Annotated in this window: 4 protein-coding genes; 1 reads left to right on the top strand and 3 read right to left on the bottom strand. The window is 71.0% G+C overall.

Annotated features, from left to right (window positions below; all coding sequences use genetic code 11):
* The first annotated feature begins 51 nt into the window (after nucleotides 1–51).
* Nucleotides 52–1053 (top strand): Gfo/Idh/MocA family protein, encoded by a 1002-nt coding sequence (locus ACIHA7_RS09495; protein ID WP_397287462.1) that lies wholly within the window; start codon nucleotides 52–54, stop codon nucleotides 1051–1053.
* On the opposite strand, the gene ACIHA7_RS09490 is transcribed toward ACIHA7_RS09495, so the two are convergent.
* Genes ACIHA7_RS09490 through ACIHA7_RS09480 form a run of 3 tightly spaced genes read right to left on the bottom strand, consistent with a single transcriptional unit; the run spans nucleotide 1036 to nucleotide 14440 of the window.
* The gene (locus tag ACIHA7_RS09490) at nucleotides 1036–2100 is read right to left on the bottom strand and encodes an alpha/beta hydrolase (protein ID WP_397287460.1); all 1065 of its coding nucleotides are present in this window, start codon (nucleotides 2098–2100) and stop codon (nucleotides 1036–1038) included. The genes ACIHA7_RS09495 and ACIHA7_RS09490 overlap by 18 nt on opposite strands.
* Nucleotides 2097–4340 carry a thioester reductase domain-containing protein gene (locus tag ACIHA7_RS09485; RefSeq protein WP_397287458.1) on the bottom strand — a complete coding sequence of 748 codons (2244 nt, stop codon included), beginning with the start codon at nucleotides 4338–4340 and terminating at the stop codon, nucleotides 2097–2099. The genes ACIHA7_RS09490 and ACIHA7_RS09485 overlap by 4 nt, the downstream gene beginning before the upstream one ends.
* Nucleotides 4337–14440 carry an HAD-IIIC family phosphatase gene (locus ACIHA7_RS09480; RefSeq protein ID WP_397287456.1) on the bottom strand — a complete coding sequence of 3368 codons (10104 nt, stop codon included), beginning with the start codon at nucleotides 14438–14440 and terminating at the stop codon, nucleotides 4337–4339. Before ACIHA7_RS09480 ends, ACIHA7_RS09485 begins: the two co-directional genes overlap by 4 nt.
* Between the last annotated feature and the right edge of the window lie 180 nt (nucleotides 14441–14620).

The following is a 14620-nucleotide window of genomic DNA, read 5'->3' as shown; positions in this document are numbered from 1 at the left end:
GGGAGTCGGCGCAGCCCGGCTGCGGTGCGGCGCCGATGTTAATGTCTGCGCATGACCGACCACACGCGCCCCGGACTCCGCATCGGGATCCTCGGCGCGGCCGCCATCGCGCCCGCCGCCCTGATCGCACCGGCCGGGCGGAACCCCGAGGTGGTGGTGTCGGCGATCGCCGCGCGGGATCGGTCGCGGGCCGAGGAGTTCGCCCGCAAGCACGGCATCGCACAGGTCTACGACAGTTATCAGGCGCTCGTCGACGCGCCGGATCTCGACGCGGTCTACATCCCGCTGCCCAACGGGCTGCACGGCCGCTGGACCCGCGCCGCGATAGCGGCCGGGAAACATGTGCTGTGCGAGAAGCCGTTTACCGCCAATGCGGCGGAGGCGCGCGAGATCGAGGCGCTGGCAGCCGAATCCGGCGTCGTGGTGATGGAGGCCTTCCACAACCGCTACCACCCGCTGATCACCGGTGCCGAAAAGATCATCGCCTCCGGCGAATTGGGCAAGCTGCTGCGCGTGGAAGCCGCATTCTCCTTCCCGCTGTCGAAGTCCTCGGACATCCGCTACGACTACCGCCTGGCGGGCGGCGCCCTGATGGACGCGGGCTGCTACCCCGTGCACCTGGCCCGCGTGCTCGGCGGCGAGAACCCGGAAGTGGTTGCCGCGCAAGCGAAGCTGCGTGGACCGCGGATCGATCGCGCGATGACCGCCGAGCTGCGCTTCCCGTCCGGCCACACCGGCCGCATCCGCTGCTCGATGTGGTCGGCGGACGTGCTGAGCGCCAGTGCCACCGTCGTCGGCGAGCAAGGCCGGATGCGGCTGCTCAACCCGATCCTGCCGCAGCTCGGGCACGTGCTGTCGGTCCGCTCGGTGGACGGCAGGCGGCTGCGGCGATTCGGGCGTCGTCCCTCCTACGATTATCAACTCGACGCCTTCGCCGCCGCGGTACTGCGCGGCGAGCCCGTCGCCACCGGACCCGGCGATGCCGTCGCGACCATGACCGTCATCGATGCCATCTATCAAGCCGCGGGCCTGCCACTACGCCAGCCGAGCTGACGTCGCGTCGAGGAAATCGACGATGTGCCCGAACACGTCGAGCGCCGCGCCACGACCGATGAAGGTATCGAGGTGGCCGTAGGACGGAATCTCGGTGTAGCGGACGTCGACTCCGGGATTGCGCGCCGAAAGTAGCTCGTAGCACAGCTTGTTGGAGTCGAGCCACGCTTCGTTGCGGCTGCCCGCCAGCAACAGCACCGGGCAGTCGATCCGATCGGCGCGATCGAGCGCGTTCTCCGGGAGCGCGGCGTAGCGCTCGTCGTCGACGTTCCAGCGGACCACCGCGTGCGCCAACTCCATCTGCCGCAGATGCGGCAGCACCGACAACGGTATCGGCCCGAACAGGTCGGCGATTCGGTCGTGGGTGCGCGCGTCCAGATGGTCGTGCTCGAAGAGCTTCGCGCCCATCCCCCATCCGTGGTGCACCATCCGGCAGGTCGGGTCGGGGCACTCACCCTTGCGCGACAGCGCGGCATAGAGCAGGGTGCGCCGGTTCCACAGCCCGACCTTGCGGAAGTCGGACTCGATATGGCTGACGCGGGTGCCGAGCAGCTCGCTGCCGAGTAGCACCCGCACCCGCGCGGCGGTGCTGACCTTCGGGGTCAGGAACACCCCCTGCGCGACCACGCCCGCAAGGCCGGGCAGCAGGCCACCGGTCATGCTCAGCGACAAGGCCAGCGCGCCGATGCAGTGCGCGACGACGAACAGCGGGCGATCGCCGATCTCCGCGCGGATCCGCGCGACCGCCGCCGGCAGGTCGTAGAGCGCGACATCGTCGAAGGTGTAGGGCCGTCCGGAGGCGTTGTGCGGCAGGCGGCTGCTGCCGCGCCAGTCCAGCAGCCACGACTGGTAGCCCGCGTCGGCCAGGACGTCGGTGACATTGCGGATCTCGGGCAGCGCGAACATCTCCGACGACACCCCGTGCCCGTGCACCAGCAGCACCGCGGGCCCGTCGTCGGGGCCGACGCGGCGCAGTTCGAGGTCGACCCCGTCGTCGGTGCGGAACGAGATCGCCTCGCCACGAGCGAGTTCGGCTGATCGAATCATCGGTGCTCCTTACGCATGGCGCGCCGCAGATCCAGTAGATCGATACCGACGCGGAGCACCGGCTCGAGCAGACTCTTCCCGAGCTGGCCACCGAACCAGCTGAGCCACAACAGTTTCGCCAGCCGCCGCTGCCGTTCGGACAGGCGCGGATCGATCTCGATGCCGTCGATCTGGTCGGGCAGATAGCTGTGCATCGGCACCGCCACCTCGCCGGAGTACGACGCGGGCTCCCCCGTGCGGCCGATCTCGATCACCTGGGTGCCGAGCTGGCGGACCAGGCGGCGGCGCGCCGCGGCGAACTTGTACCCTGCCAGCCACCAGGTGCCACCCGACGAATCACGCAGCGTCAGTTGGTAATGCATGATCGGATGCCGCACCTCGTGCCGCAGCGGCGTGCCGTCGTGTGGCCGAACCGTCGCGGTGCCCGCCACCGTGAGCGGCCTCTCGTGCAGCTCAGCGCAGGTCATCTCGCCACTCACGTCCAGCGTTCGCGCGCCGAACGCCTGGGCGCTGCTCGCCACGGACAGCGTCAACCGCAGGTCGCAGGGCAGGTCGGCGGCGGCACCGACCGGACCGACCGCCCCGGTGAGTGTTTCGCGGAACCGCAGGTAAGGATCCTCGCCCGGCTGCGGTCCGAGGCCCGTCATGGCGGCGAGCATCTTCGCGCGCGCCGCCGGGCCGGGGACGACCGGCGCGGGCAGGCCGTTGGCCGCCACGAAGGCGGCGGTGCGGGTGGCCGAGGCGGGCGGCGCGGTCACCATGGCCGCGAGTTGCGTGCGCGCCACGGGGCTTTGCAGCACCTGCGCCAGCGAGGCCAGTTCCGGCACCGGGCCGTCCTCGATCGCCCGTACCACGTCCGTGCACCACTGCTCCCAGTGCTGCACGCGAATACCCAAGCCGCCCAGCGTGGTTTCGGCGACCACCTGTTCGAGCGAGGTGGGTGGGCCGGTGAGATGGTAGGTGTGGCCCCACGCGCTCGGCGTGCCGACGATCGCCGCGGCCACCCGGCTCACCCAATCGACCGGGGCCGCGTTGAGGTATCGGAAGCCGGGCACGGTCCGAAAACGCATGAGGGCGGCGGTGATTCCGGAGTTGAGGTCACGCGGGTTGTGCGCGCCCGTCTCCGGATGGCTGCCGATGCCGCCGGGCCGCAGGATCGTCACCACCAGCCCGTGTTCGCCGGCCCGGCGCAGCACGGCCTCGGCGGCCCACTTGGACCGGTCGTAGCCGATGGGCAGCGCGGCGACATTGGCCGTCGGCTCGTCCTCGCTCAGCGTGGCCGCGTCGGCACCGTTGAACACCGCCAGGGAGGAGATGTGGTGCAGCGGCTTGGGCCGATCGGTGCAGGCCAGCTCGGCGAGAGTCAGCGGGCCGAGCACGTTGGTCCGGCGCAGTGACGGATAGCCGCGCAGGAAGTCCACCGCGGCGGCGGCGTTGACGATCGAATCGACTTCCGCGGCAAGGGTTTCCCACTGTTCGTCGGCCAGGCCGAGCCGGGGCCTGCGCAGATCACCCGCCAGCGGCGTCACCCGCCGCAGCACCTCCCGCGACCACGGCAGCGCGAAGCGTCGCAGCGCATGCGCCAACCGCTCTGCGGCGGCGGCATCGTCGTCGGCACGGATCAGGCACACCACGTGTGCTTCGCTGTGCCGCAGCAGATCCAGCAGCAGGTGACTGCCCAGAAAGCCGGTGACCCCGGTCAGCAGGATGCGCCGCGGTGCGACCCGCGCCGGCGCCGCGACCAGCGGTAACCGGTCGGCCCCCGCCAGGTCGGCGAAGAGCTGGGCGAGGTCGTCGGTGTCCGGCTGCTCCTGCGTGCGCGCAGCGGCGAGTTCGGGGTGGTCGGCCAGCCAGCGGTTGGCCAGCCTGCGCGGACGCGCGTCGAAGAACACGGTGTCGAGATCCGGGTGGATATCGAGCTCTCGTGCCAGTGCGGCAACGAGTTCCACCGCGGCGAGCGAGGTGCCGCCCGCGTCGAAAAAGTCGGTGTCGGCGTCGATCGGCGTCTCCGTGTACCGGTTCGCTACGGCGGTGATCGCCGCCGCAAGCGTCTCGGCGTCCCACTGCCGCGCGCTCGTCGTCACAGGCGGGCGCGGTGCCTCCGCCGCCGGGGCGGTGCCGGTGCGCGCCAGCAGGGCGGCGACATCCATTGCGGCGGTGCCCCGTTCGAGCGATTCGCCGCGCAGACGGCGGTCGACGGCCGAGTTGCGCACCGAAGTCCGTTCATCCTGGCCGGTCATCGGGTCACCTCCGCGTCGTCGGTCGTCGCCCAGGACCGGAACTCGCGCAGGCGATCCGGTGTAGTCGAAACGTCCGGTCGCTGTTCATCGGTGCCACCACCGAGCCGCCCGACCAAACGCCGGGCCGGTTCGTTGCGCTCGGTGCGCTCGACCGAGATCCGGACGGTCGGGCAGCCGAGCGCGTCGGCCCGGTCCGCCGCCCAGCCGAGCAGTCGTTCCTCGACGCCGCGGCCGAGGGCACGGCAGCTGAGCTGCCACCCGCTGAGCACCAGGCAGTCCGCGTCCGCCCGCAATGCGAGCACCGAGATCAGGCCGTACTCGCCGAAGCGATCCCGCGCCGTCGCCGTCCACACCTCGCCCTCGGCGCGCCAGCGGTCGAGATCGTCGACGGTGACGGCGGCCAGGGTGAACTGTGTGGTCCGCCGCACCAGCTGACGTGCGCGCTCCAGCGTGGCGTCGGTCAGCGGCTCGACCTCGACCGCGAGGTTCAGCTCCGCGAGGAACTCCGCGAATTCGGCTGTGGCGCGGGCACTGTCGCGCTGCTGCTCCTGCCGATAGAAGTCGGCGCGCGTCCGATCCTCCGCCGTCGCCGCGATCGGCACCATCGGCCACAGCCGTATGAGGAAATCGGCCACTTCGTCGGCGGGCGGGCAGGTGACCGAGAGCACCTCGGGCAGCTGCGCACGCATCCGCGCTACCTCGACCGGGTTGTCGTCGAGGTAGCAGAAGCTGTCCAGGCCGAGCCTCAGCGTGCGCGCGACGTCGGCCAGCCGCTCGGGCTTGCCGTCCCAGCCGGTCGAGACGGCCGCGAAATCCGCGGGCCGCAACGGACTATCGGGCCGGTCCAGGATGGCCTGGACGACGTCGTCGTCGTTGTTGCTGACCAACACCAGCAGCGTTCCTGCCGCGCGCCACTGGGCGAGCCGCCGGGCCAGCGTACGGCGCGGTGCGTCGAAAGCCACCGCAGCGGCGCCGATCTCGCCCGCCGTCCCGCTCCACAGCGTGTCGTCGCCGTCCACCGCGATCACCTTCGGCGCGGGCTCGGTCACCGCGCCGACGGTCGCGACGAGGGTGAGCGCCACCGCCGCCTGGAACTCGGGCGTGAAAGGCAAATGCGCGAGGATCTCGGTCCGGTCGTCGAACGGCTGGTCCACCGGATGGTGCCGCGTCCACGCGCTCGACCCCAGCACCGCGACGCCGGGGACGTCACCGAGGCGCTCGGCCACGAGCCGCTCCCAGTCGAGCAATCGCTGCGCCGGGCGCGCCGACGGCAGGATGCCGACGATGAGCGGCCTGCGGGTGCGTTCGGCCAGCGCGCGCACGGCTGCCGGATACTCGGTGGCGAGCTCGGCGAGCACGTCGTCGGACACCGCCCCGAAGCGTTCCAGATCCGCGGCCCGCAGCAGCACGATGCCGAGCGCCGTGGAGGGCTGCGCGAACACGCCCGACGGGTCGCGCAGGCAGGACAGCACCTGGTGATAAGGCGCTTCCGCGACGGTGATCGCGGTGCTGTCCGACGACGCCGCCGTTATCAACTCGGGCAGTCTGCCCAGCGTGAAGGTCGCGGCCAGCGCCGCGCGTACGCCTGACTCCGTTTGCTGCGCAATGCTTTCCGGCCGGGCGGGCGCGCCGGGATCGGCGACCGCGGCCGCGACGGTGGCCAGGTACTCCGTCCCGAAGTCGGTGCAGGTGCGCGCGTCGATGATGTCGCTGTTGTAGGTGAACCACACCTGGCCGGTGTCCGGCAGCACCGCGACCATCAGGTCGAGATCGGAGTAGCCGGTGCTGACCGGAACCACCTCGACCGGCGCGACCGCGGAGTTCGCCCGCAGGTAGTTGAAGTACACCTCGATCAGCGGCGCGTTCTCCCGATACAGGCCCTCGGTGGCGAGCGCGGCGAGCACATCGGCGAAGCCCGCGCCGGGCGCGAGCAGCGTCCGCAGTTGCTCACCGGTTCGGCGCAGCACATCGGTGACCAGGTCACCCGCCGAGACCGCCGCGGGGAACGGCACCGGCACACCGAAGTACCCGACGGCGTCGGTGGCGTCGGCGTGCATGCGAGTATCCACCGGAACCGCGAGGGCGAACCGGTCGACCTGCCTGCGCCGGGCCAGCAGCACGGTCAGCGCGCCGAGGAAGACCGCCGCGGGCGTGATGCCCAGCTCGCGGGCTCGGTCCGCGACCCGATCGTGCAGGCCCGCCGGCAGGTCCAGCGCGACCGATCCGGCACCGTAGCTGCGCTGAGCCGGTCGTGGCTGCGCCATGGTCAATTCGAGCCTGCGCGCGCCCGCGAAGGCCGCGCGCCAGCGGGTGACCGCGCCGTCGTCGCCCGCGCGCTTGCTCGGCTGGGCGGCGAGCAGCTGATGCATGTCCCGGTTGGTCACCGTGTCGTCGAGTTGCGCGCCGGACAGCTCCGCGGCGAGTTCACCTGCGACGAGCAGCATCGACTGCACATCGCTCATGCTGTGGTGCGCGCCGAAAAGCAGGACCGGAGCGCCGGATTCGGCGTTGAGCAGCTCGAAACGCCAGAGCGGACCGACGGTCAGGTCGAACGGCCGCGCCATCAGCGCACGGAAATGCTCCTGCACCACCGCGTCATCCAGATGGTCGACGTCGCGCCAACCGGCCAGGGCGCCGGGCTCGCGGCGGATCTCCAGCTGCCGTCCGTGCTCCTCGCTCGGCACGATCGTGGTGCGCAGCGCGGCATGTCGGCGGGCCAAGCGGGCCAGCGCCTGCTCCAGCTGTGCCCGGGTGACCCGCGTCGGCATCCGCACGGCGACACCGCCGGTCTGCGCGGCGCTCGGGATACCCAGCTGTTCGGTCCGCAGCAGCCGCATCATGTCCCTGGTCACCGGGAGCGTTTCGACGTCGGGTACCTCGGCGGCAGCGGCGCCGGCGCCGTCGGAGTCGGACTGCCGCAGCACTTCTGCGACCAGATACTCGGCGAGCTCGGTGAGACTCTGCTCGGCGAGCATCGCGCCGAGCGGCACCGTGACGCCGGTGTGCTCGCGCACCTTGTTGCGCAGTTCGACCGCCATCAGCGAGTCGAGCCCCAGGCTCTGGAAGGTCTCTTCGGCCGCGACCGTCTCGCTGCCCGAGTGACCGAGCACCTGGCCCGTCCACTCCGCCAGCGCGGCCATCGCCACGGTGACGGCCTCGGCCCGGGAGGTGGCCCGAAGTTGTTCGGCGAAGCGGGTTCCCGCCGCGACGTCCACGCTCGCGTGGTCGGCCACGGCGCGCCGCGGTGCGCGTCGGACGAGACCGCGCAGCAGGGGCGGGATGGCCGGTCCGCGGCGTAGCACGTCGGTGTCGAGCAGCAGCGGCACCAGAATCGGGTCGTCCAGGCGCAGTGCGGCGTCGAAGCACGCCATCCCCTCCGGCACCGAGAACGCGCGGATGCCCGCCCTGGTGATCCGCCGGATGTCGGCCTGCGACATGTGGTCGTGCATGTCGACCTCCCACGCGCCCCAGGCCAGCGACTGCGCGGGCAGCCCGAGCGCACGGCGGCGCAGCGCCAGCGCGTCGAGGTAGGCGTTGGCGGCGGCGTAGTTCGCCTGCCCCGGCGTGCCGAACAGTCCGCCCGCCGCGGAGAACAGCACGAACAACGACAGCTCTCGATCCGCCGTCAGCTCGTGCAGATGGTGTGCCGCATCGACCTTCGGGCGCAGTGCGGCGTCGAGCTGCTCCGGTGTCAATGCGGCGAAGGTGCTGTCGTCGAGGACGCAGGCCGCGTGGATCACCCCGGCCAGCGGAATGCCGTCGAGCAGCTGGGCCAGCGCCGCGCGGTCGGCGATATCGCAGCGCGCGAATCGCGCACGCACTCCGCGACTCTCCAGGTCGGCGCGCAACTCGGCGCCGCCGGGCCCATCGATGCCACGACGGCTGACGAGCACCAGGTCCCGCACGCCGTACGTGTCGGCCACGTGCCGGGCCAGCGCCGAACCGAGTCGCCCTGGGGCACCGGTGATGAGCACGGCACCGTCCCCGAGTGACGCCCGGTGGGCTGCTCGGGCCGCGTGCTCGGGCAGCCGCGCCAACCGCGGTACGAACGCCACGCCGTCGCGCACCGCCAATTGCTGTTCGCCGGTGGCGAGTAGGGCGGCGATGTCCACGTCGGGGTCGGTCGTATCGATCAGCACGATCCGGCCGGGATTCTCCGACTGCGCCGAACGCACCAGCCCCCACACCACCGCGCCGGCCGGATCCGGGTCTGCCGCGCCGGGCAGGGCCACCGCACCGCGTGTGCGCACGACCAGCGTTGTCTGCTCGAATCGGCTGTCGCCCAAGATTGTCTGGAGTGTTGCCAACGTCTGCTGGGCAATGTCGTGCACCTGGCGCGGCGAATCCCCTTCGGGCACCGGCACACTGAGCACGTCGACGGCCGCCGATCCGACCGAATCCCAGTCGCCCATGGTGAGCGTCCGGTCCGGCACGGGCAACGCGCGCTCCGACCACTCCATCCGGAACATGCGACGGAACGCGGGAGCGACCGACGCGGCGTCCCATTGCGCGGCCGCGACGGGACGCAACAGCACCGAACCCACCGAAACCACCGGCCGCCCGGTCCGATCGGTCGCGGCCATGCTGACGGTATCGGGTCCCGAGCGGGCGAGCCGCACGCGCAACGCGGTGGCGCCCGTTGCCCACAGCGCCACATCGGTCCACACGAACGGCAGCATGGCGTGCGCGCCGTCGGCCGCGAACAGAGCGGTGGCGTGCAACGCGGCGTCCAGCAGGGCGGGGTGGATGCCGAACTTCGCGGCATCGCCGTGCGCGGCTTCGGCCAGCTCGACCTCGACGAAGATCTCGTCGTCGCGCCGCCATGCCGCCCGCATCGCCCGGAAGAGCGGACCGTACTGGTGGCCGCGCGCGAACAGCTCGGCATACACGGCGTCGACGTCGACTCGCACCGTGTTTGCAGGTGGCCACGCCGACGAATCCGCTTGGGGCGGAGCCGGTTCGAAGTCCGCGCCGAGCACGCCATCGGCGTGCAGCAACCACTGCGCGTCCGCATCGTTGTCGTCGCGGGCGTAGATGCGCACCGTACGGCGCTCCTCGGCATCGGCACCGCCGACCACCGCCTGGATCTGCACGGCGCCGCGCTCGGGCACCAGCAGCGGCGCCCGCAGTACCAGCTCACGCAGCACCGGAGCGTCCGCCTCGTCGCCCGCGCGGACGGCGAGTTCGACCAGCGCCGCACCGGGCAGCAACACCGCGTTCGGCCCCGCGTGATCGGTCACCCACGGCTGTTGCTGCCGCGACAGCCGGCCGGTCAGGCTGACGCCGCCCGACTCGGGCTGCGGCACAACGGCACCGAGCACCGGGTGCGCGGCGTCGGCGAGCCCGAGCGACGTGGTGTCCCGGTTGGCGCCCTCGGTCCAGAACCGTCGCTCCTCGAAGGCGTAGGTGGGCAGCTCGACCCGGCCGTGCTCGGGCACCAGCCTGGTCCAATCGAGTTCGTGGCCCGCGACATACAGTGCGGCTTGCGCCCTGGCCAGGCAGGCGGGCCCATCCTGGTCGCGCACCAGCGAGCCGACGGACACCACCTCGCGGGAGATCTCCTCCGACACCGTCTGCACGGCCGCGGCGAGCGACGGGTGCACACCCAGCTCCACGAAATACCGGTACCCGTCCGCGATCATGCGCTCGATCGTCGCCGCGAAGCGCACGGTCTCCCGCGCGTTGCGATACCAGTAGTCGGGTCCGATCGACGCGGCCGGCACGGGCTCGCCCGACACGGTCGAATACCACTGCGTCGCAGGCGCATCCGCGGTCAGACCGGCAAGCTCCGCGGCGAACGGATCGCGGATGGACTCGATCAACCGGCAATGCCCGGCGAAGCCCGGGCCGGAGGCACCGAGTCGCGTGTAGGTTCCCGCCCGGTCGAACTCGGCCAGCAGTTCCTCGACCGCGGCCTGCTCCCCCGCCACGATGGTCGACCGCCGCACATTCACCGCCGCGATCGATACCCGGCCGTCGAAGGCCGCAAGTCGCGGCGCGACTTCGGCCTCCGGTAGGCCGATCATCGCCATCGCGCCCGGTTCGGCGATGGCCTGCATCAAACGACTACGCGTCAGGACAATCCGTGCGGCATCGCTCAATTCGAGGACACCGGCGCAGTAGGCGGCGGCGATCTCGCCCTGGCTGTGGCCGACCACCGCGTCCGGCGTCACCCCCACCGCGCGCCAGCTCGCCGCCAGCGCGGCCATGGTCGCGAACAGCAACGGCTGCACCACCGGGAAGTCGATGAGGTCCGCTGCGGTCATGGTGGTCAATTTGTCGACCAGTGACCACCCGGTGTACGCGCCGAACGCCTTGTCGCACTGCTCGAATTCGGCCCGGAACGCCGCGGAGTCGACCAGCATGTCCCTGGCCATGCCGACCCACTGCGCGCCCTGCCCCGGGAAAACGAACGCCGTCTTCGCGTTGGTGAGGACCGCCCCGGCACCGAGGACGGCATTCGCCGACGACCGTCCGTCGACCAGATCGCGCAGCGCGCCGATCATCTCGTCCCGATCGGTGGCCACCGCCACCGCACGCCGCTCGAACTGGGTACGCTGCAACGCGAGTGCGCGCGCGACCGGCCCTGGTTCCAATCGCGGATCGGCGACGACCAGGTCCAGCAGCCGCTCCGCCTGGCCCTGCAACGACACCTGACTGCGCGCCGAGATCGGCAGCAGCACAACGCCACCACGGTCCGGCGCCGCGACCGGCGCGGGCTCGACGGGAGCTTCCTCCAGGATCAGATGCGCGTTCGTACCGCTGAGCCCGAAAGCGCTCACCCCGGCGCGACGCGGCCGGTCACCTCGGTGCCACGGCATCGGCTCGGCCTGCACAGCCAACCCGCTGTTCACCCAATCGACCTGCGGTGACGGCACACTCGCGTTCAGCGTCGCGGGAATGCGCTCATGCTGTAGCGCGAGCACCAGTTTGATGATGCTGCCGACGCCTGCCGCCGCCTGCGTATGTCCCACATTGGATTTCAGCGATCCGAGGCCGAGCGGCCGCTGCGGATCACGACCCGGCCCGAACACCCGGGCCAGTGCCCGCGCCTCGATCGGATCGCCGAGCGCGGTACCGGTCCCGTGCGCCTCCACGTAGTCGATCTCGTGCGGCGCCAGACCCGACACCCGCAGCGCCGAGCGCAGCACCTGTTCCTGCGCAGCGCCGTTGGGGGCGCTCAACCCTTGGCTGCGGCCGTCCTGATTGACGGCGGAGCCACGAATGACCGCGAGCACCCGGTCCCCGTCGCGGCGCGCGTCACCGAGCCGCTTCAGCAGCAACAGACCGGCGCCCTCGGCCCACACCGTTCCGTCCGCGGCCGCGGAGAAGGGCGCGCTGCGACCGGTCGGCGACAGCACCCCCAACCGGCACAGCTCGATGTGCGCGGTCGGCGACATCAGCAGCGTGGCGCCGCCGGCCAGCGCGAGATCGCACTCGCCCGCGCGCAGCGCCTGCATAGCCAGGTGCGTCGCCACGATCGACGAGGAACACGCGGTGTCCAGCGTGACCGCCGGGCCGTGCAGCCCGAGGGTGTAGGAGATCCGGCCGGACGCGACGCTCGGCGAAAGCCCGGTGCCCACTTGGCCGTTCAGCTGTTCCGGGGCGGGGTCGGCCAGATAGCCCGTGCTGTAGACGCCGAGGTAGACACCGGTGGCGCTGCCGTGCAAGCTGCGCGGATCGCGCCCGGACCGTTCGATCGCCTCCCAGCTGAGCTGCAACATCATCCGCTGCTGCGGATCCATCACGGTGGCCTCGCGCGGGCCGATACCGAAGAAGGCGGCGTCGAAGCGATCGATGCCGTCGACGTAACCGCCGCGGAAGGTGTACGCCTTGCCGGGCGCTGAGGTGTCCGGGTCGTACAGTCCGTCGATGTCCCAGCGACCAGCGGGCATATCGGTGATCGCGTCACCCTTACCGTCCAGCAGCCGCCACAGCGCCTCCGGGGAATCCGCGCCGCCGGGGAATCGGCACGACATCGACAGGATCGCGATCGCGTCGTCGTCCGCGTCGTCGGGCTCGTCTGCCGTGTCGTCGACAGTGTCGGCAGCCGCGGGCTCGGACACACTGGCTTCGGACGCGCTGGGTTCACCCGCCGCGACGGCGGCAAGCACCGTGGCCACCCCGTCGATGGTCGGATGATCGAAGAACAGATTCGTATCCAGGAAGCGTCCGACGAAATCGGACAGATCGACCACCAGCTCCACCAAATCGGCCGAGCCCAAACCGAACTCGACCAGCGGCCGGTGAATGTCGATGCGTTCGGGATCCAGCGCCGCGTGCCGCGCGATCGCCGTCACCAGCCAGGCGCGCAGCGACTCGGCGGACGGCTGGTCCTCGGCCACGGCCGCGGGCTCCTCGGTCACCGCGTCCGGGTCGTAGTCGTCCAGTTCGTCCTCCGGCGCGCGCACCGCACCCGCCAGCAGCGTGAGCAGCTCACCGGACAGATACGCCGCCCGGCACGCCGAACGCTGAATCTTCCCGCTGCTCGTCTTGAAGATGGTGCCCGGCCGAATCAGCAGCACCGCAGCGAGATTGAGCCCGTGCTCGGTCGCCACCGCACCGCGCACCGCACCCTCGAGTTCGGTCAGGTCGCCGGGGTCCTCGCCGCGCACCTCAGCCACCACGACCGGCTGCTCACCGTCGAGCCCGAGATCTACCGAGAACGCCGCGACACAACCCGCGCGTACCGCGTCGTGCGCGGCCTCGACGGTCGATTCGAGGTCCTGCGGATAGTGATTGCGCCCGTCGATGATCAACAGGTCTTTGCGCCGACCGGTGACGAACAGTTCACCGCCGCACCATAATCCGAGGTCGCCCGTGCGCAGGTAGCGCCGATCGTCCCCGGACAGCGTCGCGCCGAACACCTCGGCGGTGGCCTGCTCGTCCCGGAAATACCCGGCCGCGACGCTGTCTCCGGCGACCCAGATCTCGCCTTCGACACCGTCGGCGCGCTCCACACCGTGCTCGGGATCGACGATCGCGACCGACATACCCGCCGCCGCGGGACCGACGCCGACCAATTCGGCACCCCGTGCGCGGTCGCCCGACACCTCATGGAACGTCGGCGGCGCGGTGATGGACGGCGCGGTCACGATCAGCGTGGCCTCGGCCAAACCGTAGACCGGCTGATGGGATTCGGCGCGGAATCCGGCCCGGCCGAAGGTCTCGGTGAACCGGCGCACCGTCGCGGGGCGCACCGGTTCGGAGCCGTTGAAAGCTACCCGCCAGCTACTCAGATCGAGCCGCTCGAGCTGCTCCGGCGCAATCCGACGCACGCACAGTTCATAAGCGAAATTCGGGCCGCCGCTGGTGTGCGCGCGATAGGTACCGATCGCGTGCAGCCACCGCTCGGGCCGCTGCAGGAAATGCAGCGGTGACATCAGCACCGAGTTCGCGCCGAGATACACCGTGTGCAGCAGCGGCGCGATGAGCCCCATGTCGTGGTACATCGGCAACCAGCTGGCGAAAAGCGCGCCGTCCCACCCGTCCGCCAGCACCCGATCGTGGCCGAGCCCCGCGACGAGCGCACGCTGGTTGTGCAGCAGGTTCTGGTGGGTGAGCAGGACGCCGCGCGGCGCGCTGGTCGAGCCGGAGGTGTACTGGATGAACGCGACCGACTCCGTGCCCAGTTCCGGCTCGCGCCATTGTGCCGCCTGACCATCGGCGATGACGTCGGTGGCCAGCCACCGCACACCCGCCAGCTCCGGAATCTCCGCACACAGCGCCGCCGCCTCCGCCACCACGCGCCGCGGCGCGAGCACCACCTGCACCTCGGCGTGCGCGACCATCCGGCGCAGCCGCCGCAGCGAACGGTTCTCCCACTCCGGCAGCGGCGCGGGCACCGCGACCACACCCGCGGCCAGGCAACCGAAGAACGCTTCGGCAAACTCGGGACCGGCCGGGTACAGCAGCAGCGCCCGCTGCGGTAGCTCCTCCTGCAATGCGGCCGCGATCGCCCGAGCACGGGTACCCAGGTCCGCGTACGAGATCTCGCGGACGACACCGTCGACGTCACCGCTGTCCAGGAACCGGTACACCACATCGGTCGGCCGCTTCTCGACCTGGGCGAACAGGGTGTCGACGAAAGTGTTGTGCACGAGCTGCTTTCTCTAACGGTGGAGCCTGAATCCGGCCGGTCCTGGTCCCCTGATCTACGAGGAGTGGCACACGGTGCGTGGTGACTGTCAGTGCCACAATATAGCTGCCGGTACGCCGGTCGCCGACTTCCACAAGATCAACAAGGCGCTGGTCGGAGCCCCGAAAAATAGGGGCAGCAA

Source organism: Nocardia sp. NPDC052316 (assembly GCF_044547795.1).
GTDB lineage: Bacteria > Actinomycetota > Actinomycetes > Mycobacteriales > Mycobacteriaceae > Nocardia.
Note: the sequence above shows the minus strand (reverse complement) of the source record. Positions and strands in the feature narration are given on the sequence as shown.

Excerpts from the sequence above, each read along its gene's own strand:
- ACIHA7_RS09495 (WP_397287462.1), top strand. The coding sequence starts at position 52 with ATGACCGACCACACGCGCCCCGGACTCCGCATCGGGATCCTCGGCGCG.
- ACIHA7_RS09490 (WP_397287460.1), bottom strand. The coding sequence starts at position 2,100 with ATGATTCGATCAGCCGAACTCGCTCGTGGCGAGGCGATCTCGTTCCGC.
- ACIHA7_RS09485 (WP_397287458.1), bottom strand. The coding sequence starts at position 4,340 with ATGACCGGCCAGGATGAACGGACTTCGGTGCGCAACTCGGCCGTCGAC.